Genomic DNA, 25,631 nt, shown 5'->3' with positions numbered 1-25,631 from the left:
CTATCGATTATTCCGCATCCAAAGATCGTCATTGCCTCTGGGTAATAGTCCATAAGAGCGGTTATGCATCAGTAAAGGGTTGCGGCAACAGGAGAAACACGGCTGAGGTCGTGACCGAAGCAGACTGGGCTTTTCGACTCAACCCCGGTTGAGCCCGGAGACAATCTGGATCTCTTGAAGAGGTTACGATCTTTTCGAGGACAAATTCTCCTTATCACGACATCACGAGTCGTCGGCCTTGGCGGAGTGTCACCTGCTGGTTGAGACTTCGAGCCAGGGTGGTAGCTGACCACACCTTGGCCCCTCCCTTGACACAGAGCTGTCGCCCCGTACCGCTTAAACTTCTTGGCCCCTGTTGCCAAACGACGACAGAAGCACAACAACTCCAGTTCGCTGCCATACATGCATCGTTGCCATGCCGGAAGCAATCATTTCTTTTTCTTGATTCCGTACTTTTTCATCTTATACTGGAGCAGACTCTTGGTTATCCCAAGACGGTCGGCCGCCCTGGCCTGAACAAAATTCGCCTCTTCAAGCGCTTCCACCAACATCTTTTCCTCGACGGCATAAAGAACGTCATTGAGACTGGCTGACTCAGGGATGATCTGATGCAGATCCAATTCCCGACTCCAGGCCGCCTGGTTGTCCAGGTTGACCGATTCCGGTTGAACATCCTCGGCCTCGATACAGTTGCCGTTGCAGAGAATCGCCGCCCTTTCGATGGTATTTTCGAGTTCGCGGACATTGCCTTCCCACGGCAGGGTCATAAGCAGCCGCAACGCCTCCTTCGTGATCGCGAGATCTTTCTTCTGCAGTTTTTGCGAAAATTTATCGATAAAAAAATCGACCAGTAACGGCATATCATCCATGCGCTCGCGCAGGGCCGGGAGGGTAACGTGAATGACATTGAGACGATAGAAGAGGTCCTCACGGAAACGGCCCTGCATGACCTCTTCCTTCAGATCGCGGTTCGAAGCACTGATAATCCGAACGTCGACAGTCAGGGTTTTGGTCCCACCCACCCGTTCGAAACTTCTTTCCTGCAGAGCTCTGAGGAGTTTCGCCTGCAGGGCCAACGGTATCTCACCAACCTCATCGAGGAAGATCGTGCCGCCGTCGGCCAGTTCGAACCTTCCCTTGCGCATCGCCACCGCCCCGGTGAAGGCCCCCTTCTCATGGCCGAAAAGCTCGCTCTCGAGCAGGTTCTCGGCCAGTGCGGCACAGTTGACTGTGATAAAGGCCTTGTCCTCTCGCGGGCTGTTCATATGAATGGCTTTAGCCACCAATTCCTTGCCGGTGCCACTCTCGCCGGAGATCAATACGGAGGCCGGAGTCGGCGCCACCTTTTCGATCAGCTCGTAGACCTGGAGCATGCGCGGATTCTTACCGACCATGCCACTGAACCCTGATTTGCCACGGATTTCACTGCGCAGGCGGGTGTTTTCCCGAACCAGCGAGTAGTGCTGTCCCGCCTTCTGGATAGTGACAATCAGTTCATCATTGGAAAACGGTTTGGCGAGATAGCTGAAAGCGCCGGCCTGCATCGCCGCCACGGCCTTCTCCACCTGGGCGTAAGCGGTGATCATTATGACCGGCAATTCGCGGTTGAGCGCCTTGACATGATTGAGCAGCTGCATCCCATCCATCTCCGGCATCTGCATGTCGGTAATAACGAGATCGAGATCGACATCCTTGACCACCTGCAACCCTTCCCGGCCGTTTGCAGCGGTGAAGACCTCGAAGCCTTCGTCCCGTAGTAACTCCGACAGGACAATCAGATAATTGGGTTCATCATCGACGATCAGGATTGAATACATATGAAACGCCCACCCTTATGCGCAAAAAAGTTGTTAAGGCTAAAAATTACTTGAATTCCTTCGGACAATCAATGTCGAACAAAATTTTCCGAATCGAGAAAGACAGACCATTCGCCACCATATCGCGCAGACATCCTGCCGGACCACAACATTGTCGGGATGGTTGAAGTTCGACATCCCGATCCGGCCTGCTGTGGTCACCGGGATGCCGCTCGATCTTTCAGGATGCTCAACAATTCATCAGGAACGTAGACATTGCGGCCGCCGGCAAGCGTCGTTCCCGGTCGGATATCGCCGTGGAAATCGCTGCCGCCCGTCAGCACCAGCCCATAGTGTTCGGCCGCGGCGATAATCTTGCGACGTGTTCTGGACGAATGGGTCGGATAATAGGCTTCGAGACCATCGAGCCCCATCGGCACCAGTTCATCGAGCAACGCCGGCAATTGTTTGAGGTCCGGATCCATCTGCTGCGGATGGGCAAGGACGCAGAGACCGCCAGCGGCGCGCAGGACAGCGATGGCGTCCTCCGCAGTCGGTACCGGTCGCGACACATATGCCAACCCCTTGCGACCAAGATACTGCTCGAAGGCCTGGAGCATGCTGCCGACCGCACCCTTCGCCAACAGCAGTCGGGCAATATGCGGTCGTCCGGTCTGGCCGGTTACCGATACCTGCCGCAATTCGTCAGGTTCAATTGATATTCCAAGCCCCTGAAGCTTATCGAGGATTTTCGCATTGCGCTCTATTCGCCCCTTCTGCAGATCAGCCAGCATCCGGTTGAGATCGGCATGAGCGATATCCATCAGGTACCCAAGAATATGCATCGAGGTTCCTTGGTGGAGGACACTGAACTCCAGACCGGCAATGACTTCTAGCGACATGCCGGCAGCGGCCTGCTGCGCCGGGATAAATCCGTCGACCGTATCATGGTCGGTGAGGGCGATGGCAACCAGCCGCTTGACCCGCGCCAACTCAACCAACTCGGCAGGTGACATCGTGCCGTCCGAAAATGTGCTGTGGACATGGAGATCAAGGGCCATCGCGTGGTTGCTTCCTTTAACAGAATGAAATGATTTCACCGTGGATTCGGCTCTGACACTACCTGCAGACCGATTCCTGAGCAAGTGAATAGTGACAACCGCCGGTCCTGCTCACCTCCTCCACCGTCGACCTTGGTCACGATTTTCTCCATGATACCGGTTGAACTTCAATTGATTCCACGACAACCCAAGATATGAACCAGCTCCAGATGTCTTCCGCATTTGGAAAGTGATGCATATAAGGCTGCCGACCTGTACGGATCCATGATGAAAAGATCTTCGGTGACATAGGTAGATTCTGTCGCTCAGCCTCTTCCTGCTGGACTTTCACGTAATTTTTTGCTCTATTAAGAACCTGTTAGCTGTTTTCTCCGCCTCTCCACGCGATTTTTCCGTACAGTTTTCACCAGGTGAAGAGCAGAACCGATGAAACCTTCGATTTGCTGCGGCGTCCTGATCTTGACGATAATCATCAACACCCGCATCTGCCACTCCGACACCATTGTCGAGACTCCGGCAAGCGAGACCTCTCTGGAAGTGGTGACGCGGATGGCCCCGGAAATCGCTCAAGCCATGGCAAAAAAAGCCCTTCATCTCGGGGCACCGATCTTCATGCGAATCTTCAAGGAATCCGATGAGCTCGAGATCTGGGTCCTGCGGGACAACGGTTTTGTGCACTTCAAGACCTACACGATCTGCGACTATTCGGGAGGCCTCGGTCCCAAGGAGAAGGAGGGGGACAAACAGAGTCCGGAGGGATTCTACCGGGTCGGACCGGCCCAGCTCAATCCCTGGAGCAGATTTCACCTGGCGTTCAACCTCGGCTACCCCAACGACTATGACCGGTGCAACGGCCGGACCGGGAACGCGTTGATGGTGCACGGCCGCTGCTCATCGATCGGCTGCTTCGCGATGACCGACTACCGGATGGAGGAGATCTACACAATCGCCGACGCCGCCTTGGCCAACGGCCAGGAATCCTTTGCAGTCCATATCTTCCCCTTCCGGATGACGGCGGAAAACATGCGTCGACACCATGACGGCAGGTGGCAGCGCTTCTGGGGCAACCTGAAGGAAGGCTACGACATTTTTGAACGCACAGCGACGCCGCCGGAAGTGACCGTGAACCGGGATCGGTATATCTTCAAAGCGACAACCATCGAACTTGCCCGACAGCCTTAGAAGGCGATAATACCATGGAACGACCAGACCAGCGCACCAAGACCCGGGTCAAACTGGAGACCTCGGCCAACCTGCAGATCAGTGACCGCAGCCTGGCCGGCAATACCCTGTCCCGGGATATCAGTCTCGACGGGATCTTTATCCGGACCAGCGAACCGGTGCCGATCAACGTCCCCTGCCGGGTCACCATCACCATCTCCGGAACCTCCAGCACCCTGTCGATGCAGATCAAGGGCAGAACGGTCAGGCAGGACCAGGCCGGAGTCGCCGTTCGTTTCACCGAACTCGAGCTCGATAGCTACCTCCACCTGAGAAACATCGTCCTCAACAACCAGGTCCCCGATTCAGCGGCGTAGTTCCATCGCTATTTTGCCTCGAGCCCCCGGCGGTCGAGAATATTGATCCTCCGGCCCACCACCTCGATCAGCCCCTCCTCAGTCATTTTGGCAAAGATACGCGACAGGGTTTCCGGGATGGTGCCAAGCAGGCTGGCCAACTGCCCTTTCGAGATCTCCAGTTCAACGCTGTCTTCCCGTCCCTGTTCCTTCAGCAGATAAAGGATATAGCCGGCGAGGCGGGCCGGCACCTCCTTGAGCGACAGGTTTTCGATCTGCACGGTGAAGCGCCGCAGCCGCAACGACAGGACGGCAAGCATATTCAGGGCAATGGATGGGTTCCTGGAGACCAGGGCGACAAACTTGTCGCGGGGAAAGTACAACACTTTTGTGGGCGAAAGAGCCTCCGCCGATGCCGGGAACGGATGACCGTGAAAGACCGAGACCTCGCCGAAAGGTTCGCCCTCGCCGAAAATGTGGAGGATCTGCTCCTTGCCGCCAAGCGACATTTTGAAGATCTTGACCTTGCCCTCCCCGACCATGTAGAAGCCGTGTCCGGGATCGCCTTCGAAGAATATCGACTCCCCTTTGCCGTACGTCCGTTCAATAATGATGTCGACAATTTCTTTGATTTGATGCTCAGGCAGTCCCTGAAAAAGTACACTGGCGCCGATCACCTGATTTGCTTTCATCTCTTCTCCTTTAGCATGTCACTTTATGACCGTCACCGGCCTATTTTCAGCGATATATACCAGATAATCCGATTTCTCAGCACCATATTGAAGTGATGAGAAAAAATGCCGTGTGTCGTATAGTGGAGGCAAACATTCAGGCCATAACTCACCAGCACCTCCGAATCGTATAATGGTGAACGAGACAGCAACCCGCCACCGCAAGATTATCCACATCGATATGGATGCCTTCTACGCCTCGGTAGAGCAGCTCGACAATCCCGAACTGCGGGGTGAGGCAGTCATTGTCGGCGGTTCTCCCGACCGGCGTGGGGTCGTCGCCGCCTGTTCCTATGAGGCCCGCCGCCACGGCATCCACTCGGCGATGCCGAGCGCCAGGGCGATGCAACTGTGTCCCGAGGCCGTCTTCCTCAGACCGAGGATGGCCCGCTACAAGGAAATCTCCCGGCAGGTGATGGCAATCTTCAGAGACTATACCGACCTGGTGGAGCCGCTCTCCCTCGACGAGGCATTTCTCGACGTCTCGCTGTGCCAACGGTGCCAGGGTTCGGCAACCTTGATCGCCCGCGAGATCTGCCGCCGCATCCATAATGAAACCGGACTCACCGCCTCGGCCGGCGTCTCCTGCAACAAGTTTCTGGCCAAGGTGGCAAGCGGATACGAGAAACCGCGGGGGCTGACGGTCGTTCTGCCGCATCAGGCCCAGGACTTTCTCGACGCCCTGCCGATCGGCACGTTCTACGGGGTCGGCCAGGTCACCGAGAACAGGATGCGGCGGCTCGGAATCCAGAGCGGATATGACCTGCGGCAGATAAGCCGGGAGGAACTGATCAGGCATTTCGGCAAGGCTGGGGAGTTTTTCTACGATATCGTCCGTTGCCGCGACAATCGCCCGGTCCAGCCGTCACGGCTCCGCAAGTCGATCGGCAGCGAGGTCACCCTCGATCGCGACACCGCCGATCTGACGGAAATATTCGCCATCCTTCACTCCCTGGCGACAAGCATCGAAACCGCCCTGTCCCGTCACCGGCAGGGCGCATCGACCATCACCCTGAAGGTCCGCTACCATGATTTTGTCACCGTTACCCGTTCCCTGACCTTGTCCGCCCCGATCTATGACCGGCAGGCAATCGTCGACCATATCCCGCGCCTGCTCCATGCCACCGAGGCCGGAAAGCGGAAGATCCGGCTTCTCGGGGTCTCCCTTTCAAAGCTGACGCCAAGAGACAGACGACTTCCGCGCCAGCTGCCGCTTCCCTTTCTCCCGCCGTCGCCGGCATCGCCGACAAGAGCGGGATCGGCAACCGTTGCCCTTGCATCTGCCGGCGGATGACTTACAGTCTGACGGCAAACCACTCCATTCACCCTGTACCAGCTTTCGACTACGCTCATGAGAGACCTTCTCCGTTCCATTTTCGGCATCTTCCGGTTCGCCGGACGTCTGCTGACGTTTGTCCGCAATACCGCCTTCAATCTCCTCTTCCTCCTGGTTATCCTTATCGCCGGCATCGCCATATTCACCGGCGGCAGCCCCGGGCTGGAGGACAACAGCATCCTCGTGCTCTCCCTGACCGGAGATATTGTCGAGGAAAAACAACCTGTTTCATCCGCCGGAAAACTGTTTCAGGAAATGCAGGGAGAACCGGCGAAAGATGCGGAAACACTGCTTCAGGATATCCTCCACATCCTCGACCAGGCGACGGAAGACCACCGCATCACCGCTATCCTGCTTGACCTGAAGGATCTCGGTGACGCCGGCATCGATCAGCTCCAGGCCATCGGCGCTGCCCTGAAGCGCTTCCGGGCCACCGGCCGACAGGTCATTGCCGCCGAGGACCTCTACACCCAGAAACAGTACTACCTCGCCGCCTATGCCGACCTTGTCGCCGTCAACCCGATGGGAGGAGTCGACCTCCACGGTTTCGGCACCTATCCCCTCTATTTCCGCGAAGCCCTCGATAAACTGAAGATCAATTACCATGTCTTCCGGGTCGGAACCTACAAGTCGGCGATCGAACCGATCACCCGCGACTCGATGTCCCCCGAGGCCCGCCGCCAGAACGCTCTCTGGCTCTCTTCGCTGTGGGACAGCTACGTCGCCGACGTCACCAAAGAACGGAAGATTCCACGGGCCAGTATCGACACCTACACCAACTTCATCGACCGTCTTCTCGCCGCCGCCGACGGCGATACGGCACAGCTGGCGCTGAAGACGGGGCTGGTCGACCGGATCTGGACCCGGCCGCAGGTTCAGTCCCACCTCGCCCATATCGCCGGCACCAGTTCCGAACGCGATTACACCTCGATTTCGTCCGCCGACTATCTCCGCCTGATCGGTCCGACGGCACAAAAAGGCAGCCCGGCATTGAACAAGATCGGCATCCTGGTCGCCCAGGGCAATATCCTGCCCGGCAAGCAGCCGGCGGGGGTCATCGGCGGCGATACGCTGGCCGCACTGATCAAGGTGGCAAGGGAGGACGCAACGGTCAAGGCGGTGGTGCTGCGGATCAACTCCGGCGGCGGATCGGCCTTCGCCTCGGAGGTCATCCGCCAGGAACTGCTCGAACTGAAGAAAAGCGGCAAGCCCCTGGTCGTCTCGATGGGGACGATGGCCGCTTCGGGCGGGTACTGGATTGCCGCCGATGCCGATCAGATCTGGGCGGCCCCGACCACCCTCACCGGTTCGATCGGCATCTTCGGTGCCATCCCGACCTTTGAGAACACCCTTGCCGAACTCGGCATCCACAGCGACGGCATCGGCACGACTCCGCTGGCCTCCGGCCTCAATCTCTCCCGGCCCCTCAGCCCGCAGGTAAAGGCGACGATCCAGTTGTCGGTCGATCATGGCTACCGCCAGTTTCTTGCCATCGTTCAACAGGGACGAAAGATTGACCGGCAGCAGCTGGAGAGTATCGCCGAGGGCCGGGTCTTCGACGGCCGGACAGCCCGGGAAATCGGTCTTGTCGACGAGCTCGGCGGTCTCGACGAGGCGGTCGCCGCCGCCGCCGGACTGGCCGGCATCGCCGATGATTTCGAGCCCTACCCCATCCGCAGAACGCCTTCCTTCGGCGAATGGATACTGGAGAAACTCGCCGCCGAGCAGCAGGCCTGGACCAGCCTCTCCCCCCTCATCCCCGAAGTGGTGAAGGATCTGCATCGCCGATTCAGTGCGACCATCGGCCCCCTTTCTCTGTTGACCGACCCCAGCGGCCTCTATGCGTACTGTTTTCTCACCGGCAGTCTGTGATGATCAACCAGCCTGCGCATCGGCAATCACCAGCCCCTGGACATGACCCTCTCCGCTGACACTTTCCTGACCCTCTGGGATCGGCTCATCTGGCCGTTGCTCCGGCTGATCGCCTCAATCTCGGTCGGTCTGATGATCGCCAATTTCATCGAGTCGCTGAACTGGACCCGCCGGATCGCCTTTCTCGCCCGGCCGCTGATCAGGTTCGGCCATCTCTCCGACACCACCGGCGCCTCGTTCTCGTTGGCCGTTTTCTCCGGCGTTTCCGCCAACACCCTGCTGGCGGAGGCCTACGATCAGGAGAAGATCGGCAAGGCCGAACTGGTGCTGGCCAATCTCTTCAACAGCCTGCCCACCTTTTTCGTGCACCTGCCGACCATGTTCTTCATCACCGTGCCGCTGATCAAGGGCGCCGCCTTCGTCTATGTCGGCCTGACCCTGATGGCAGCTCTGCTCAGGACATTCTCCATCGTCATCGTCAGCCGCTTCCTGCTGTCGAAGCCGGACACTCACGAAGGGCCGGCACCCGCTGGCGCCGGGACTGCCGTCGACTGGCGCCAGGCGATGCGCAAAAGCTGGTTGAGATTCAAAAAGCGAATCCGCAAAATCCTCTTCGTGACGGTTCCGATCTACATCATCGTCTACATCATGAATCGCATCGGCTTCTTCACCGAACTCGAGCAGGCGTCAGCCGCCTATCTCTCCTTCATCCCCGGACTGACTCCCCATGCGATGGGCATCATCACCCTGCAGATGGCCTCCGAACTTACCGCCGGCGTCGCCGCCGCCGGTGCCCTGCTGCAGGACGGCAAAATGGAATACCGCGAGATCATCCTGGCCTTGCTGGTCGGCAACATCCTCTCTTCTCCGCTGCGGGCGGTGCGGCATCAGTTTCCCTATTACGCAGGCATCTTCAAGCCGAAGGTCGCCACCGAACTGATCGTCTGCAACCAGGCCTTCCGGGTCTTCAGCCTTGTTCTGGTGGCGGCGGCCTATTTCATCTACGCGTTTTGAGCAGAAAACGGCAGCCGGACAAGGATTAAGGACGTCAATCATCTTCATCCGCTGTATCAGGAAGATGCGGGCTCGACGGATGGAGGTTCACGACCGACGCCGGTCTGCGGAGCGTTTCCTGCTTGACAACAGCAGGAGGGAAAGGTATCGAATAGGGAGAAAACGATTCAGGTACCTGCAGTTTCTGCCAGAAAATGCAGGTGAAAGAGGGAACTTCGTGTAATTCGAAGACGGGCCCGCCGCTGTGACCGGGGACTGCCCCTGAACGATCGCCACTGTCAGCTCATGATGGGAAGGCTCGGGGAAGGAGTGATCCGGAAGTCAGAAGACCTGCCTGAATTGAAGGGTCATGCCTCGTGGACAGATGGCATGGCGATGATACGGATAACCAGGGAATCCCGGATCAATGACTCGATTGGTCCGGGATCTGTTTTTTCCGGACCGGAAACGATGAGGTTGATTATGCATAGTTTCATCCACTCCGTCTGCGCCCTTTTTCTCCTGTTCCTTCTCTGCCAACCGGCCCAGGCCGGCGACAATCCTGATGCCGACCGCCAGGCCGTCGTGCTCGCCGCCTTCGGCACCACCGTTCCCAAGGCCCTGCCCGGGATCCTCAACATCCGTGACCGCCTCCAGCGGCAATACCCGCAGACGCCGGTGAAGATCGCCTTCACCTCGAACATCATCCGCAGGATCTGGCAGGGGCGACGCGGCGATGCCGCCTTCATCACGGCGAACCCATCGGTGCCTGCGGACGTGTATACTGTCCAGGGGCCGCTGGCGACCATCGCCAACCTGCAGGACCAGGGATACCGGACGATCATCGTCCAACCTGGCCATATCAGCGCCGGCGAGGAATACCTGGATCTGGTCGCCGCTATCGACGGCCTCAATTCGATCAGGACCATCAAGCCGAAGTTCCGGCCGTTTGAAAAACTGGCGGTCGGCAGGCCGGCAATGGGCACGGCAGGCGAGCAGCACCCTTACAGTGAGGATCTCGCCCTCATCGCCAGAGCCCTGGCCGACGATGCCGTCCAGGCCGAAAAAGCCAATGCGGCCCTTCTGTACATGGCCCATGGCAACACCTACATGCCCTCCGGCAGCGCCTATCTTGAATTCGCATCGATCATGAACCGCCTCTATCCGCAGGTCAAGACCTACATCGCCCTGGTCGAGGGCTACCCCTCACTCGACGACACCCTGCCGCTGCTCGAACATGCCGGGGTCAGTAAACTGCTGCTCAAACCCTTCATGACCGTCGCCGGCGATCACACCGTCAACGACATGGCCGGGGATGAGCCGGAGGCATGGAAATCGATCCTCAGCGCCAAGGGATACGAGGTCATGACCGTTGCGAAGGGGCTGGGTGAGATCGACGCCTTTGCCGATGTCTACCTCCACCACCTGCAGCAGACCGCGACGGACCATGGCATCGTGCTGCACTGACATGACCAGGCAACTCACCATTCTGTTACTGCTCCTGCTGCTGCTTGCCGGCCTCGTCACCATTGCCACCGGACTCGGATACATCCACATCCCGGTCGGCCAGGTCATCGAGATCGGCTTTGCCCGTCTGACCGGCAATCCACCGCCGTCCGGCATCGACAGCCGGTTCCCGGTGATCATCACCGACATCCGCCTGCCGCGGATCGTCGCCGCCACCCTGGTCGGCGGCGGTCTGGCCGTCGCCGGCGGGGTCTTCCAGGCCCTGCTCCTCAACCCGCTGGCCGACCCCTACACCCTCGGAGTCTCCTCCGGCGCCGCCTTCGGCGCCTCCCTCGCCATCATCCTGTCCCTATTCGGCATCGCCCTGCCGCTGAGTTGGACCGTGCCGTTCTTCGCCTTTGCCGGGGCGCTCGCCACCCTGGTTGTCGTCTTCAGTCTGGCAGCGACCGACTCCCGTCTTTCCTCGAACACCCTGATCCTGGCCGGGGTCATCGTCGCCGCCATCCTCTCCGCCGGGATCGGTTTCATCAAGTACATGGCCGACGAGGAGGTCAGCATCATCATCTTCTGGCTGATGGGCAGCCTGGTCGGCAAGACCTGGCAGGAGGTGCTGCTGGTCCTGACCATCACCCTGCCCTGCCTTCTCGTCATCTTTTATTTTGCCCGCGACCTCAACATCATGGCGCTGGGAGAGAAGACCGCCGACTCCCTCGGCGTCGAGAGCATCAAGGTCCGAAAGCTGCTGCTGACCGTCGCCACCCTGATGACCGCCGGCTGTGTCGCCATCTCCGGGATCATCGGTTTCATCGGTCTGATCGTCCCGCATCTGCTGCGCCTCTTGCTCGGCGCCGACAACCGCCTGCTGCTGCCCGCCTGTTTCCTCGCCGGCTCGATCCTGCTCCTGGCCGCCGACACCGTCACCCGGGCCCTGCTGCCGCACGAGATCCCGATCGGGGTCCTCACCGCGCTGATCGGCGGCCCGTTCTTCTGCTACATCTTCAGGAAACGGCAACTGGGGAGGGGAAGATGACCTCCGGAGACGGCCCGCTGTTCGTTGTCGACCGCTGCAGCTTCGGCTACACCGCGACCCCGGTCCTCGCCGGGATCAGTATGGAGCTGCATCCCGGCCGGTTTTACGGCCTCCTCGGCCCGAACGGCAGCGGCAAGACGACCCTGCTCGACCTGCTCACCGGTGCCGCGAAGCCCGTCGACGGCCGGATCACCCTGCACGGCAGGGAGGTCGCCGGCTACGACAAGGCCGCCCTGGCCCGGCTGGTCGCCGTCGTCCCCCAGGACCTCCATATCAGTTTCGACTTCACGGTCTACGATGTGGTGATGATGGGCCGTCATCCCTTTATCCCGAGATTCTCGCAACCGGCGCAGGAAGACATCGACCTGGTGCAGGCGGCGCTGGCCGAGATGGACATCGGTACCCTGCAGCACCGCTCGGTCCTGCACTTGTCCGGCGGGGAACGGCAGCGGGTTCTGGTGGCCCGGGCCCTGGCTCAGAACACCCCGGTCCTCTTGCTCGATGAACCGACGGCAAGCCTCGACATCCGTCATACCCTCGATATCATGAAAATCCTGCGGCGGAAGGTGACCGAGACCGGCATCACCGTCATCGCCACCATCCATGACCTCGACCTCGCCTCGGTCTTCTGCGACGAGCTGATCGTCCTCCATGACGGCTCGCTCTACTGCCACGGACCGGTGGGTTCGGTGATGACCGCGCCGCTGATCCGCGAGGTCTTCGCCGCCGAAGCGCTGGTCTTCACTGATGAACTGCTCGGAAAACCACGGGTGCAATACCGTTATGCCTGACTCGACTCTCCCTCATCATCGTTTGCCGCCGACCGTGACGTTGCGTCGCCGATCCACCCTGGGGAACGTCGTGGTGCTGCTGCTGTTCATTCTCCTCCTGCCGCAGACCACTGCCGCGGCAGAGTTCGTCGACCAGGACGGGACGGCGATCGTTTTCAATCGCCCCTTTTCCCGGATCATTTCCCTCTATCCCGCCCACACCGAAAACCTGGTCGAACTCGGGGCGACGGCGCAGATCATCGGGGTCAACCGCGGCGACAATCCCGATGCCGTTCACCACAAGCAGACCTTCAGCGATAGCGACAGCGCCGAAAAATTCCTCGCCGCTCAACCGGACCTGGTCCTCGTCCGGCCGATGATTTCGCGCGCCCACCCGGCCCTGCTCGCCCGGTTGCGAGCCAGCGGCATCACCGTCGTCTCGCTCCAGCCGACCGAAGTGGAGGGGATGTTCGCCTACTGGCGGACCCTCGGTGATCTGACCGGCCGCGCCGCCGCCGCGCGTTCGATGCAAACCCGTTTCCTCGCCGGGGTTGCGGCGATCAAGCGGAAGATCCCCATCGCCGACCACGACAGGCGCCCCGGGGTCTATGTCGAGGCGATCCATGCCAAGATGAAGACCTTTTCCCCGACCTCGATCACGGTCTATGCCGTCGAAACGGCCGGCGGCCGAAACATCGCCACCGACGCCAGACCGAGAAACAAGAGCAATATCGCCGAATACGGCAAGGAACATATCATCGCCCGGGCCGACGAGATCGATATCTTCCTCAGCCAGACCGGGCGGATGAACCCTATCGATATCGACACCCTGAAGGTCGAACCCGGCTTTGAGCTGATCAAGGCCTTCAAGGACGGCAGGGTCTACCTGATCGAAGAGACCCTGGTATCCCGGCCGACGCCGAGACTGCTCGTCGGCATCGAACGACTGCACCGGCTGTTCTACCCTCAGCCACAGACCACTGACAACCGCCAATGACAATCATCAATTCCCTTTCAACCCGAGAAGAAAACATGCGTGACGCGACCCTCCATATCATCGGCACCGGCCCCGGAGATCCGGATCTCCTGACCCTCAAAGCCTTGAAAACCCTTACGGCCTGCCCGATCATCGCTGCCCCCAAGGCCACACCGGGCGGCAGTTCAACGGCGCTCGCGATCGTCAGCCAGGTCGTCGATCTCGCCGGCAAGGATATCTTTGAACTGTACTTTCCAATGAAGAAAATCAGGGCCGGCAAGGCCCCTGAGAGAGATGTCAGCCTGGCGTGGCAAACGGCGGCGGCAAAGATCATCGCCTGCCTCGATCGGGGACTCGATGTCGCCTTCCCGACCCTTGGCGACCCGGCGATCTATTCGACCGGCTATTATCTCTACGACACCCTGCTGTCGATGCGGCCGGATGTCCGGGTCAAGTTTCACGCCGGGATTCCGGCGATGAGCTGCTGTTCGGCGGAAACAGCGATGCCGATCTGCCTCGGCAATGAGATGCTGGCGGTGGTGCCGGCAACCTTCAGCGACGAACGGTTGCGATCGACGCTCGAGAAGTTCGACACCATCGTCCTGATGAAGGTCCATCGGGTTCTGCCCCGAATCTGCCGATTGCTTCAGGAAACCGGTCTTCTCAACAGGGCCGTGCTGATCGAGCGGGCGGGCATGAAAGGCGAACGGATCATCCGCGATCTCTCACGCATTCCCGAGAACCCGCATTATTTTTCAACGATGATCATCCGCCGCAATGGCGGTTTCCAGACACATTGGGTTCGAAAGGAGTTGGAAGCGGAAGCCCTTCTCGCCGAGGTATCCGTCATCTAGGGCGGCACCGCCTTGCTGTATGCCGCTGGTCAGTTCGCCTCGACATCGGGTTGTTCGGCCTGGACGACGGCATTCTGAACTCTCCGGCCCTTGCCGAAGTGGGTATAGATATTGAACAGGACATACCATTCGAGTCTGGCGGCAAAGCGGATCCCCAATCCCTGTTCATCCTGACGGACGACTTGGCCCTGAAGGTCGTCCAGGATCAGGCGGCTGTTCTCGGCGGTGATGACAATGCGAATGGAGCAGACGCTTGCGATCGCCACCTGGCGCCTGGTCCCGACATACATCCCGAAAAGGCTGATATCCTGGAGGTCCCCTTCCAGTTGCTCCTGCTCTTCCGGCAAGGTCAGAAATACTCTGGTGACAAACCGCGTCCGCATCCCCTTGCGCCGCTCGTGGAACTGTTCAGGTTGTTGTCCGCTCATGCATCTTCCCCAGGTTCTTCGTGATGTTCTTGTACCGATGACTGCTGTTCTCTCGTTACTTAAGCAAATGAAATCAGAACTTCAACTGAATTTGCCGCAATTCTCCACATCCTGGAATATCAGGTTTTGCCGTTGACTTCGCCTCATGTTCAACTATATACTTCATTTATTTTAAAAAAACAGTGTTACCACAAGGTGGTTCCATGGAAAAAAAGCTTCTTCTCGCCGTCGATGGCTCGACCTTCAGCGCCCAGGCCCTAGACTATGTCGCTGCACTCTTTACCGACCGCCATGACGTCAACTTTCATGTCCTGCACTGTACCAACGTCGGCTGTCCTGTCCTCCCCGAGGCTGAAGACCCGGCAAACAGCCTGTTGCCGTCTAACGGCAGGTTCGATCGCAACCATGCTGCCGGCCTCCGTCATCTGAAAAAGGCCGAAGACAGACTGACCTCCCTCGGGATTCCCGCCGATCGCATCACCTCCTCGACCGTTCCCCACTCCACCAGTATCGCCGCATCGCTGAAGGGGTATGCGGAGAAACACCTGGTCGACAGCATCGTCGTCGCCAGGCGAGGAATAGGCGTGGTCGGGGAGATGCTCCTCGGCTCGGTATCGGCGGAACTGTTCAGAAAATGCCGCAAAATACCGTTATGGATCATCGATGGCGAAGTCAAAAACAATCGTTTTTTCGTCCCCGTCGACGGATCGGTCAACTCGCTGATGGCCGTTGATCACCTGGCCCATATCTTCGCCGGCAGAAACGACGTCGCCTTTCTGTTCTTTCATGCCCGCGGCCTCCTGTCATCGAGGATCCAGTGTGTTCCCGAGGATTTTTACAGCAGGTGGGGAAAGGAATGGTGCGACACGCACCTGCAGGGCAAAAACTGCCTGTTCACCGGCCCGATTCAACTGCTCATCGATGCCGGCATCGACAAGGAGATGATCCACACCCTGCCGGAACCAACGACCCTGGAAGAAAGCACCAGTATCATCAGTCACGCGAAAATACACGGTTGCGGCACGATCGTCATCGGCCGCCGCCAGGAGGGAACGGCAAAGGGTGTTCTGGGCAGCATCTCGAGCCGGACCGTGATGCAGACCCAGAATATGGCGCTGTGGATCATCGGCTGATTGCCTGCGCCATGGCAGCAGACCACAGGAGCATCTCGCGACCGATCTCTCCCCCCGATTGAGCCTCGTTACTGACGGCCGTTGGTCCCGGGGACCGGGACGACCCAGGCCGTGGCCGCCTTATCGTTGACCAGATATTTATCAGCCAGGGCCGCCAGATCAGCTGATGTCACCGCCTTGAAATCGCTGAGGATCGACAGCGGCCAAGTCAGCTGCTGCGGGTGAGCGGTCGACTGGGTCAACACCGATGACAGCCAGTAACCGTTGGAGCGCACCGCATCTTTGAGCGAGGTCATCATCGGCGCCTTCGCCCGTTCCAATTCCTCTTCCGTCACGCCGCCGCGACGCAGATCATCGGCAATCCGCAGCACCTCGTCGCCGACCTTCTTCTCCTGGCCCGGTTGCACGACCATCTGGACCATCAACATGCCGTAATGCGGGTAGACGCGGCTGGCTGAACTGAAAACCTGGGGGGAGTACGTCGCCCCGAGCTTCTCACGGATAACCTTGCGCAACCGGTCATCAAGGACCGAGGCAAGCATGTGCAGCCGGCGATTGCGGTGGATATCCCAGAAGTCGTCAGTCGGCCAGGCGATCAGCAGGATCGACTTGTCTATCGATGAATCCACTGTGGCGGTCAACATCTTCCCGACGGGAAAATCGATGCGATCGGCCTCCACACCCTTGCCCTGCCGCGGCGGCAGACCCCCGAAATATGTGGACGTCAGGCGCACGACCTCATCGCGCTCGACATCGCCGACGATCGATATCTCGAGCGGTCCGCCGACCATCTCGGGCAGCAGCCATCGCCTGATATCTTCAATACCGACCTTGTCGACGACTGACCAGGGCGGCATCCCGAATTTCGGATTGTCGCCGGCGAGAAAGGGCAGGATCCGGAACTGCATGGCCCCGTCGACGTCGCGCTCCATCCCCTGGTAAGTCTGACGCAGATCGCGCTTGACGCGATCAAAGATATCCGGACGCAAGCCCGGATCGACAGTCAAGGTATGGAGCAGTTGGAACAGCAGTTCGGTTTCCTTGCTGATCGCCTTGCCGGACCAGATGAAACTCGATTCGCCGACCTTGAACTTCGCCCCGACCGTACTGCCGGCCAGCACCTCGTCCAACTCGGTCCGCGACAGGGTGCCGGTACCGGAGCCGTTGACAACGCCTTCGGTCAACAGAGCCAGGCCCGGCTTCGGTTCGCCGAGTCTCCCGCTGCCGCTGTGGATCTCGACGAGCACCTCGTTCTTTTTGAATTCGGTGCGTTTGAGGTTGACCGTCACCCCGTTGGCAAAGACCAGTCGTTCGGCCGCGATCTCCTTGAACGGGATGACCTCTTTGGGAGCTGCGCCCTCCGGCTTGTCCAGGTACGGAAAGGAAATCTCGGCAGTACCGGCGGCCGCATCGAGGTGCTCCTGCGCCGCCTGCCGGAAGGCGGCAAGAATCTCGGCGGTGGCGGTCTTGTCGTCCAGCCTGGTGTTGCCGGTCAGGGCGATCAAGCGGCTGTCATTGGCCCAGGACGCCCGCAGCGCATCATTGACGGCCTCGACATCCATTGCCGCCAGTATCGGCCCGTACAGTTCCAATTCCTGCTGCGGCGACATGAATACCCTGTTTTGATTGAGATGGCGGATGATGTCATTGGCGATATTCTTGGAATCCCTGGTGGCCGCAGTCAACACCGACTTCTCGAGGTTGGCCTTGATCTCCTTCTTCACCCGGTCGAGTTCCGCCTCACTGACTCCGTAGATCAGGGCCTGGCGCAGGGTGTGCTCGAGCAGACGCAGGGCCTCCCGCCATTTGCCCGTCCTTGCCTCGGCCGAAAGCACGGCATAGCCGATCCGCTCAAACATCTCGCCCGCACTGTAGAAGGCCTGGGAGAACGGGGTGTCCGGACGTTCCTGCAACCGCTGCAGCCGATGCCGGACAATCAGCGCGGCCGCGTGTTTGCGCAGCTCCTCTTCCTGGAGAGCCCGGGAGTCGTTTTTTTCGCTGGTATTCCACAGGGATTCGATCGACACCTCGCTCTTGCCCAGCTCCTCCTCGTAATGGTAGAAGGCCTCCACCCCCTGATGCTGCAGGCTGCCGAAATCCGGACACGCCGGGACAGTTGCGGCAGCGGCGAGGCCGCCGAAAATCCTCTGCACCAACGGTTCGACTTCGGTACTGCGGAAATCGCCGACAACCACCAGGATCATGTTTTCCGGCCGGTACCACTGATCGTAATATTGTTTGAGCAGCTTACGATCGGCCTTCTGCAGCGTCTCCTCGACGCCGATCGGCATCCTCTCCGGCATCCTCGTGCCGCGCAGGGCGAACTCGCTGCCGGCGACGTAGGTCCGATATTCGGCCGAATCCCGGGCCCGCCGTTCGGAGAGGATCACGCCACGCTCCCGTTCGACTTCCCTCTCCAGCAGCAGGGCGCCGCGGCCATAGTCGGCAAGGACGGCAAACCCTTTTTCCAATTGCGCTCGGTCGGCATCGGGGAGGATCAGGTGGTAGACCGTGTCGTCGAAGGACGTTCGGGCATTGATATCGCCGCCGAAACTCATGCCGATCGACTGGAAGTACTCGACCAGTTCTCCAGGCTTGAAATTGGTCGTACCGTTGAACAGCATGTGCTCGAGGAAATGGGCATAGCCGCGCTGCTCATCGGTTTCGTGCAGCGATCCGGCCTGGATATCGAGATAGGCCGCGACCCGGTTGCGCGGCTCCTTGTTTTCCTTCAGCACATAGCGGAGACCGTTGGGCAGCGTCCCCCGGACAAGACTCGGGTCCGGCTGCAGATCGCTGCGCGACGACGGCCAGCCGACCGAGAGGCATTCGATGGCGGCGGTTCTGGCCTCCGCCGGACCGACGAACGGCGGCAGGAGCGCCACCGTGCAGAGAACGACTACGAAAACAAATCGTTGGATGTATCCAGGTAGTTTCATATGCATGACAAAGTCTCAACGGTGTGTTGCTGGCGCTTGGCGATCATTGCTTGACCGGGTTTCGATGTTTTGAAAAATGTAGAGCATCTTGAGGATATTACAAGGTTGCAGCTTGCCGGTTCCCGGAGAATACTGCGGTACCGTGACAACGATTCCCGCAGATTGGCCGGAAAAATGACAGGGGAAAAAATGATGTGCAGACAAAGACGGAACGTTGCGGGGGGGCTGATCAGTGTGTCAACACGGCGAGTGATCCTATCCCGCCTGCGGATCCGGGACTGCCTGCAGGAGCGCAGGCAGTCCCGGCGGAGGTGGCGGCAGGTGGGGCAAGCGGCTCACTCCACCGTCACGCTCTTTGCCAGATTGCGGGGCTGATCGACGTCGCAGCCGCGGCGAGTGGCGATCTCATACGCCAGCAGCTGGGCCGGAATGGTGTAGAGGATGGGGTTCATATCCTCGTGGATTTTCGGCAGCCACACGACATCGTCGGTGATTGTCAACAGGTGGCTGTCGCCTTCGCTGCCGATGAGGATCAGCCGCCCCTGGCGGGCCTTGATCTCCTCGATGTTGGAAATCGTCTTGTGGTACACCTTGTCCTGCGGCACCATCGCCACGATCGGCATCTCCTTGTCGATCAGGGCGATCGGCCCGTGCTTGAGTTCGCCGGAGGCGTACCCCTCGGCATGGATATAGGAGATTTCCTTCAGTTTCAGCGCGCCTTCGAGGGCGATCGGGTACGACAGTCCACGGCCGACAAAGAGGAAATCACGGCAATCGTAGTAACCTTCGATCAAGGCGCCGACCTGCTCCTGAATCTTTGGCAGATGGTGTTCGATGATCGCCGGGATACCGATCAGGGCCTGGGCCAGTTCCTGCTGCTTCGCCAGGTCAATCGTTCCTCTGTGTCGGCCGAGAAAAATGGTGAACAGGAAGAGGGCCGCCAGCTGGGAGGTGAAGGCCTTGGTCGAAGCCACCCCGATCTCCGGCCCGGCGTGGGTGTAGACGGTCCCGTCGGCCTCCCGGGTCATCGTCGAACCGACGACGTTGCAGATCGTGATCGCCTTCGATCCCATCTTCCTGGCGATCCGCATCCCGGCCAGCGTGTCGGCGGTCTCGCCGGATTGGGAGATCGTGATCGTCAACACCCGTTCGTCGATGAGCAGATGACGATAGCGGAATTCCGAGGCGATATCGACCTCCACCGGGATCTTCGCATGCCGCTCGATCCAGTATTTGGCAACCAGGGCGGCGTGCCAGGAGGTGCCGCAGGCGACGAGGAAGATGCGGTCGATGTTGCGGCACTCCTGTGCCGACAGATTGATCTCGGCAAGGCTGACCTCCCCGGTCTCCGGGTTCACCCGGCCACTGACGGTGTTGGTGATCGCCTGCGGCTGTTCGAAGATCTCCTTCAGCATGAAGTGTTTGAACCCGGCCTTCTCGGCCATCGCCGCATTCCAGAGAATGGTCTGGGGCAGGCGGGTGACAGGCTCCCCGGTGGTCAGCGAGTAGATATCCCGGCCCCCGCTGGTGAGCACCGCCATCTCCATGTCCTCCAGGAACACGACCTGGTTGGTGAAGGGCAGCAGCGCCGGGATATCGGAGGCGAGAAAAGACCCCTCCTCCGCGCTGATGCCGAGCACCAGCGGACTCTGGTTGCGGGCGGCAACAAGCTGGTCGGGTTGGTTGGCCCACAGCACCCCCAGGGCATACGACCCCTCGACCCGCGGCAGGGCCGTGCGGACGGCGGTGGGGAGATCATCCTCCAGACAGTCCTCGATAAGATGGGCCAGGACCTCGGTATCGGTCTCGGAGCTGAACCGGTGCCCCTTGGCCTTCAGTTCCTCGCGCAGCGAATGGTAATTTTCGATGATGCCGTTATGGACCACGACCAGCCTGCCGGTGCAATCACTGTGCGGATGGGCGTTGGCCGTCGTCGGCGCCCCGTGCGTCGCCCAGCGGGTGTGACCGAGACCGATATGGGAAGGAGCCACGATCGCATCGTCGATCAGCGTTTCGAGATTGAAAAGTTTGCCCTGACAGCGGTACTTGGTCAATTCTCCGTTTTCAAGATAGACCACGCCGGCGGAATCATAGCCCCGGTACTCAAGACGCCTGAGGCCTTCCAGAAGCACCGGCACCACCCGCCGGGGCCCGATATAACCAACGATGCCGCACATAGACTCTCCTCACCAAAGGATGGAAACGATGAACAAAGGGACGCTCTGCCATCAGTCCGATAACTGACAGGTAAAAATTGAGAATACCATGCTATTTTCCGGCAACGCGAGTTTTTTCTTTTCTCTCCGGTCCTATTTAAGTAAAATCAAAGACCGTTGATTTTGCGATGACCGCAACAAAATCCTCCCCTCAGGTTGACATCCCCATGAATGAACGACAGCGACTGAAAGCGATCCTGCTGGAAAAATCCTACCGTCAGGGGACCTTCACCCTGACCTCCGGCAAGACCTCCGACTTCTATATCGACGGCAAGCAGACGACCCTGTCGGCAGAGGGGGCCTATCTCTGCGGCAAGCTCCTCTTCGCCCTGATCAAAGAGGAGAAAACACCGATCCAGGCCGTCGGCGGGATGACGCTGGGCGCCGATCCCCTGGTGACCGCCGTCTCGATCGTCAGTTATCTGGAGCAGGCGCCGATTCCCGCCTTCATCGTCCGCAAGGAGGCCAAGGGCCATGGCACCGGCAACTACATCGAGGGGCTGAAGAACATGGCGGCAGGCTGCACCGTCGCCCTGATCGAAGACGTGGTCACGACCGGCGGCACCCTGCTCAAGGTCATCGAGCGCGTCGAGGCCCAGGGATTCAAGGTCGGTCTGGTCGCCACCGTCGTCGAGCGTGAGGAAGGCGGAGTCAAAGAGCTGGCCAGGGCCGGCTACCGGCTCAAATCGATATTCACCCGCACGGAACTGCTGGCGCCATGACGATGAAATGCAAGAAGTGTTCGGCAAAACTGGAGGTGCATCGGATGTGCCGGCGGGTGCGGATGCGCTGCACCGGCTGCAAGCAGGAATACCAGATCCATGAGGTGGCCGGCGACCTGGACCGGGAGACCGAAGAGATTCTGGAGAAATACACGGCCATCATCTACGACTGAAGGCCATCCCCATCACCCCTGCCCCACCGCTGCCGCAGAAAGCTGATCCTTGCAGATCTGTGTCAGCGGCGACGAGGCGGCGAATTCCCCTACGAACCGGGCCGTTGTCAAAGGCCCGCCGTTCCATGCCGGTCTTTCTTCACATCGGCGCAAGGGCCTTGCCCATCATCCGCTCCGCCCGCTCGAGAAACGGCGCCAGGGTTCCAGGATCGATGGCGCTGATCACCACCCCCTCCTTTTCCGCCTCGGCCCGCGCCTGCACCGGATACGGGGCCTTGTCGATCTTGTTGAACACCCGCAGGCAGGGGATGTCGCCGAGCTCGAGTTCATTGAGCAGCTTGTCGACCACGGCCATCTGCTCCCGGTAGGCTGGGTTCGACAGATCGATGACATGGACCAGCAGGTCGGCCTCCTGCAGTTCCTCGAGGGTCGCCTTGAAGGCCTGGAGGAGGGTATCCGGGAGGTGGCGGATGAAACCGACCGTATCGGTGATGATGACCTCCATCTCGGTCGGAAACCGCAGCCGGCGGCTGGTCGGATCGAGGGTGGCGAACAGTTTGTCCTCGGCGACGATGTCGCTGTGCGTCAGGGTGTTGAGCAGGGTCGACTTGCCGGCGTTGGTGTAGCCGACGAGCGAGATCACCGGCAGATCCTTCTTCCGCCGTTTGGAGCGGCGGCGATAGCGTTCGCTGGCGATCGCCTTCAGCTCACCGCTTAGCCGGGCCAGGCGGTCGCTGATGCGGCGGCGGTCGATCTCGAGCCGCGTCTCCCCCGGCCCCCTGGCGCCGATACCGCCGGTCAGCCGCGACAGGGCATCGTCGCGGGTGGAGAGGCGCGGCAGCATGTACTTCAGCTGGGCCATCTCCACCTGCAGTTTTCCTTCCCGGCTCATAGCCCGATGGGCGAAGATGTCGAGGATCAACTGGGTGCGGTCGATGACCCGGAGATCGGTGAAATCGGTGATCGACCGGATCTGCGAGGGGTTCAGTTCCTGGTCGAAGATCAGGAGGTTGGCGTCGAGCTGCAGGGCCCGGATCATGATCTCGGCCAGTTTGCCTTTGCCGACGATCAGCCGCGGGTTGAGATGGCGCTGCCGCTGGAGCACGGTATGCAGGACCTCGATGTTGTCGGACCGGGCCAGCTCTACCAGCTCGCCCAGCGACTCCTCGGCGACGATCTTCGCTTCGGCGCTAACGCTGACCAGGATCGCCCGATCCTCCCGCCGTTCGATCGTGCGCGCCCGTTGCAGCCGGGTGAATTCACCCTCGAGGGCGTTGATCAGGTCTTCGAACGACTCTTTCTGGTTGGCCGGATGGACCGGCGGCAGGAAGGTCCAGCCTCGACCGGCGGTGTCCGCCGGCAGCAGATGCACCGAATACAGCCGCTCCGGCAGCCCGTCGGCGGTGATCTTGAGGACCGACAGCAGATCGAGGCGGAGGAAGAGCAGGTCCATCAAGTCGTCGTCGCTGATGTCCTCGCCGCCCGGATGGGTGTGGACCAGACGCAGCCCCCGCAGGCGCCCGCCGGCGGTGCGGATCGCGTTGAGCTGGGGGATCATCAGGCCGGAAAAGGTGCCGACGATCACCATCTCGATCTGTCCCGAGCGATGAATCAGCAACCCGATCTGGCGATTGATCTGGAACGACAGTTCGCACAGGGTCCTGGCGATCTCCGGGGAGATTATCAGGTCACGGTGGCTCTTCTTCCCCGCCAGCCGTTCGAGCAGCCGGAGCTGGTTCTTCTTCAACCCATCAAGGTTTCCGGTGAGATTGGCTATGGCGTTACCTCCTGTTCTAGCACTGATGGTCCGGGCAGCTGCAGGTCCGTTTCGGCCCCCGGCCGCCGGCAGACCGTCTTCGCCGAGTAATTGTTCCAGACCCTGGTATCAGTTTCGTCATGGCAGCCGACACAGAAGCCGACCCTCAGGATGCGGCGCAGTTCCTCTCCGTTGAAGGGTCGCAGATCCGGCCGCGACCCCAGTTGCAGCGGCGTCCCGTCGATCCGGACATAGGCGTCGAACGGCACGGTGCGACCGGCCGCCGTGTCCACCCCCTGATCGATGCCGGCAAAGACGAGCCGGCCGTCCTTCACCGAGACCGTCCCCTCGCCAAGACCGACGGCTTTCGGTGAGGCGTGGCAGTCGGCGCAACCCCGCCCCTTCGCCTGGGTGGTGTGGGGATTGATCGCCGCCATCGTGAAGCGGTTGAAGGCCTCATCGATCTTGCCCTCCTTGCCGATCACGGTGACGATGTCCTGGCAGCCGGGGGTGACGATCACGACCTCGTCCTTCCACACCGCCAGCATCGGCCGTTCATAGCGGATATAGGACCGCCCCTCTTCCCACAACCCCTCGGTCTCCTCCAGCGTCAGCTTGTCGAGATGCCTGCCCCGCGCATCGCGTTTGGCATGGCAGCCGTAGCACTGCGGCACCCAGGTCGAATGGCAGGCCTCACAGCCGACCCGCCTGTGGCCACTGTAGTTGCAGACTCCCTCGCGCAGCGGTTTGAGCGGCCGCAGCCGGCCATCGACCTTACCCTTGAGTCGCCACCCCTCCTCGGTCTTTTCAATATTGTTGAGCGGTTCGCCTTTCCTCGTCGGCAACGGCTGGGACCCATGGCAGATTTGGCAGGAGATTTCCAGTTGCTCCTCGTAATGGGCATAGCTGGTGCCGTCGCCCATGATCTCATTGCGGGTGTGGCAATCGATGCACTCCATGCCCCGGGCGTGATGGATGTCATCGGCGATCTCGAGATAGAATCGCGCCCCCGGCAGCTGCTTCTTCGTCATTCCCCCCTGCTCGTACGGGGTGCCGTAGCCCTCCGATTCGAACAGGCCGATATAGGACAGGCCGATCCGCCCAGAGCGGTTGTGGCAGCGGATGCAGGTGTCGCTGGCGATCGTCTTCTGTATCAGGGGGTGGGGTTTCTTCTTGTCGCCGGCCGGGGGCGGCGCCATGTCGTCACCGGAATAGCGGATATCGACAACGGGGACCTCCGGCGGGTTCTGGAAATGGCAGGCGGAACAGCCGCCGCCCTTGTCGTTGAAAAAGGCCGCCTCGCCGGGCAGGTCGTTCTTCTGCTTCCACAGATGGCAGGTCGCGCACAGTTTGCGGAAGTAGTCGAGGGCGAGCGAGGTCTGGCCGGACTGCAGCAGCTGTTCGACGGTCAGATCGGTATCCTGGCTCGAGGCTTCCCCCCAGTAGTAGAGCAGGGTGCCGAGGATGCCGCGGTTGGTGGCCATCAGCGAGTTCTTGACCTTGTGGGCATCCGTCGGGTGGCAGCCTTCGACCGCGCAGGTCTGTTCGACGACGCGGAGGTCGCCGGGGTTGATCACCATGCCCTTGTGGGCCGCTTTTTCGGTCACCGCCAGCGGATTGCCGAGATGACAGGGAGCGCAGCCGATGACCATCGGATCGTGAGCGGGATCGAGCTTGACGTCCTGGTGGCAGGACAGGCACATATCGATATTGCCGGCCAGGGTCGTCATCAGCTGCGGCGGGCGTTTGAGCCGGGTTTCGCGCACGATCAGCCAGGTGCTGGCGATGACGACCAGGACCAGGCTCACGGCCGGCACCAGGATCCTGCGTCTGCTCCTCCTCCCCTCTTCCATCGCCTCTC

The 25,631-nt window shown here is 60.2% G+C and carries 21 protein-coding genes and 1 riboswitch; of the genes, 13 read left to right on the top strand and 8 right to left on the bottom strand.

Annotated elements, in window-relative coordinates; genetic code table 11:
* Positions 1 to 428 precede the first annotated feature (428 nt).
* Positions 429 to 1,817: a sigma-54-dependent transcriptional regulator gene (locus HNQ81_RS00270; protein ID WP_183347114.1), complete on the bottom strand. Its 1,389-nt coding sequence runs from the start codon at positions 1,815 to 1,817 to the stop codon at positions 429 to 431.
* A gap of 197 nt (positions 1,818 to 2,014) precedes the next feature.
* Positions 2,015 to 2,857, bottom strand: a complete 843-nt coding sequence (locus HNQ81_RS00265; protein WP_183347111.1) for a PHP domain-containing protein — start codon at positions 2,855 to 2,857, stop codon at positions 2,015 to 2,017.
* A 426-nt stretch (positions 2,858 to 3,283) separates the two neighbouring features.
* Between HNQ81_RS00265 and HNQ81_RS00260 the strand changes: the two genes are divergently transcribed.
* Positions 3,284 to 4,039: a L,D-transpeptidase family protein gene (locus HNQ81_RS00260; RefSeq protein ID WP_205240118.1), complete on the top strand. Its 756-nt coding sequence runs from the start codon at positions 3,284 to 3,286 to the stop codon at positions 4,037 to 4,039.
* A 14-nt stretch (positions 4,040 to 4,053) separates the two neighbouring features.
* The gene (locus HNQ81_RS00255; protein WP_183347109.1) at positions 4,054 to 4,395 is read left to right on the top strand and encodes a PilZ domain-containing protein; all 342 of its coding nucleotides are present in this window, start codon (positions 4,054 to 4,056) and stop codon (positions 4,393 to 4,395) included.
* Positions 4,396 to 4,403: 8 nt separating this feature from the next.
* Here the strand turns inward: HNQ81_RS00255 and HNQ81_RS00250 are convergent, their stop codons facing one another.
* A complete protein-coding gene (locus HNQ81_RS00250; protein WP_183347107.1) occupies positions 4,404 to 5,066 on the bottom strand; it encodes a Crp/Fnr family transcriptional regulator in 663 nt (220 codons plus the stop codon).
* 172 nt (positions 5,067 to 5,238) lie between these two features.
* Here HNQ81_RS00250 and dinB point away from each other — a divergent pair, with 172 nt between their 5' ends.
* From dinB to cobI, 8 genes are all read left to right on the top strand, one after another.
* Entirely contained in the window at positions 5,239 to 6,399 is a 1,161-nt protein-coding gene (gene dinB, locus HNQ81_RS00245; protein WP_183347106.1) for a DNA polymerase IV, read from the top strand.
* Positions 6,400 to 6,456: 57 nt separating this feature from the next.
* On the top strand, positions 6,457 to 8,313 hold the full coding sequence (gene sppA, locus HNQ81_RS00240) for a signal peptide peptidase SppA (protein ID WP_183347104.1): 1,857 nt from the start codon (positions 6,457 to 6,459) through the stop codon (positions 8,311 to 8,313).
* Positions 8,314 to 8,355: 42 nt separating this feature from the next.
* Positions 8,356 to 9,327: a hypothetical protein gene (locus HNQ81_RS00235; protein WP_183347102.1), complete on the top strand. Its 972-nt coding sequence runs from the start codon at positions 8,356 to 8,358 to the stop codon at positions 9,325 to 9,327.
* 152 nt (positions 9,328 to 9,479) lie between these two features.
* A riboswitch (cobalamin riboswitch) is annotated at positions 9,480 to 9,679 on the top strand.
* Between the two features lie 110 nt (positions 9,680 to 9,789).
* Entirely contained in the window at positions 9,790 to 10,773 is a 984-nt protein-coding gene (locus HNQ81_RS00230; RefSeq protein ID WP_183347100.1) for a sirohydrochlorin cobaltochelatase, read from the top strand.
* A 1-nt stretch (position 10,774) separates the two neighbouring features.
* Positions 10,775 to 11,803 (top strand): FecCD family ABC transporter permease, encoded by a 1,029-nt coding sequence (locus HNQ81_RS00225; RefSeq protein WP_183347098.1) that lies wholly within the window; start codon positions 10,775 to 10,777, stop codon positions 11,801 to 11,803.
* Positions 11,800 to 12,594, top strand: coding sequence for an ABC transporter ATP-binding protein (locus HNQ81_RS00220; RefSeq protein ID WP_183347096.1), 795 nt, complete (start codon positions 11,800 to 11,802; stop codon positions 12,592 to 12,594). The genes HNQ81_RS00225 and HNQ81_RS00220 overlap by 4 nt, the downstream gene beginning before the upstream one ends.
* Positions 12,587 to 13,570, top strand: coding sequence for an ABC transporter substrate-binding protein (locus HNQ81_RS00215; protein WP_183347094.1), 984 nt, complete (start codon positions 12,587 to 12,589; stop codon positions 13,568 to 13,570). The genes HNQ81_RS00220 and HNQ81_RS00215 overlap by 8 nt, the downstream gene beginning before the upstream one ends.
* A gap of 35 nt (positions 13,571 to 13,605) precedes the next feature.
* The gene (gene cobI, locus HNQ81_RS00210) at positions 13,606 to 14,403 is read left to right on the top strand and encodes a precorrin-2 C(20)-methyltransferase (protein WP_183347092.1); all 798 of its coding nucleotides are present in this window, start codon (positions 13,606 to 13,608) and stop codon (positions 14,401 to 14,403) included.
* Positions 14,404 to 14,432: 29 nt separating this feature from the next.
* On the opposite strand, the gene HNQ81_RS00205 is transcribed toward cobI, so the two are convergent.
* Positions 14,433 to 14,831 carry a PilZ domain-containing protein gene (locus HNQ81_RS00205; protein WP_183347090.1) on the bottom strand — a complete coding sequence of 133 codons (399 nt, stop codon included), beginning with the start codon at positions 14,829 to 14,831 and terminating at the stop codon, positions 14,433 to 14,435.
* A gap of 203 nt (positions 14,832 to 15,034) precedes the next feature.
* Here HNQ81_RS00205 and HNQ81_RS00200 point away from each other — a divergent pair, with 203 nt between their 5' ends.
* A complete protein-coding gene (locus HNQ81_RS00200; protein WP_183347080.1) occupies positions 15,035 to 15,964 on the top strand; it encodes a universal stress protein in 930 nt (309 codons plus the stop codon).
* A 68-nt stretch (positions 15,965 to 16,032) separates the two neighbouring features.
* Here HNQ81_RS00200 and HNQ81_RS00195 read toward each other — a convergent pair whose 3' ends face one another.
* Together HNQ81_RS00195 and glmS are read right to left on the bottom strand one after the other, a co-directional pair.
* Positions 16,033 to 18,909 carry a M16 family metallopeptidase gene (locus HNQ81_RS00195; protein WP_183347078.1) on the bottom strand — a complete coding sequence of 959 codons (2,877 nt, stop codon included), beginning with the start codon at positions 18,907 to 18,909 and terminating at the stop codon, positions 16,033 to 16,035.
* A gap of 329 nt (positions 18,910 to 19,238) precedes the next feature.
* On the bottom strand, positions 19,239 to 21,080 hold the full coding sequence (gene glmS, locus HNQ81_RS00190) for a glutamine--fructose-6-phosphate transaminase (isomerizing) (RefSeq protein WP_183347076.1): 1,842 nt from the start codon (positions 21,078 to 21,080) through the stop codon (positions 19,239 to 19,241).
* Positions 21,081 to 21,286: 206 nt separating this feature from the next.
* Between glmS and pyrE the strand changes: the two genes are divergently transcribed.
* Positions 21,287 to 21,841, top strand: a complete 555-nt coding sequence (pyrE, locus tag HNQ81_RS00185; protein ID WP_183347074.1) for an orotate phosphoribosyltransferase — start codon at positions 21,287 to 21,289, stop codon at positions 21,839 to 21,841.
* Entirely contained in the window at positions 21,838 to 22,014 is a 177-nt protein-coding gene (locus HNQ81_RS00180) for a dual CXXC motif small (seleno)protein (protein WP_183347996.1), read from the top strand. Before pyrE ends, HNQ81_RS00180 begins: the two co-directional genes overlap by 4 nt.
* 139 nt (positions 22,015 to 22,153) lie before the next feature.
* On the opposite strand, the gene hflX is transcribed toward HNQ81_RS00180, so the two are convergent.
* Both hflX and HNQ81_RS00170 read right to left on the bottom strand, forming a co-directional pair.
* Positions 22,154 to 23,761: a GTPase HflX gene (hflX, locus tag HNQ81_RS00175; RefSeq protein WP_240191558.1), complete on the bottom strand. Its 1,608-nt coding sequence runs from the start codon at positions 23,759 to 23,761 to the stop codon at positions 22,154 to 22,156.
* A gap of 26 nt (positions 23,762 to 23,787) precedes the next feature.
* Positions 23,788 to 25,623 (bottom strand): hypothetical protein, encoded by a 1,836-nt coding sequence (locus tag HNQ81_RS00170; RefSeq protein WP_183347072.1) that lies wholly within the window; start codon positions 25,621 to 25,623, stop codon positions 23,788 to 23,790.
* Between the last annotated feature and the right edge of the window lie 8 nt (positions 25,624 to 25,631).

Source organism: Desulfoprunum benzoelyticum (assembly GCF_014201505.1).
Classification (GTDB): Bacteria; Desulfobacterota; Desulfobulbia; order Desulfobulbales; family Desulfocapsaceae; genus Desulfoprunum; species Desulfoprunum benzoelyticum.
Note: the sequence above shows the minus strand (reverse complement) of the source record. Positions and strands in the feature narration are given on the sequence as shown.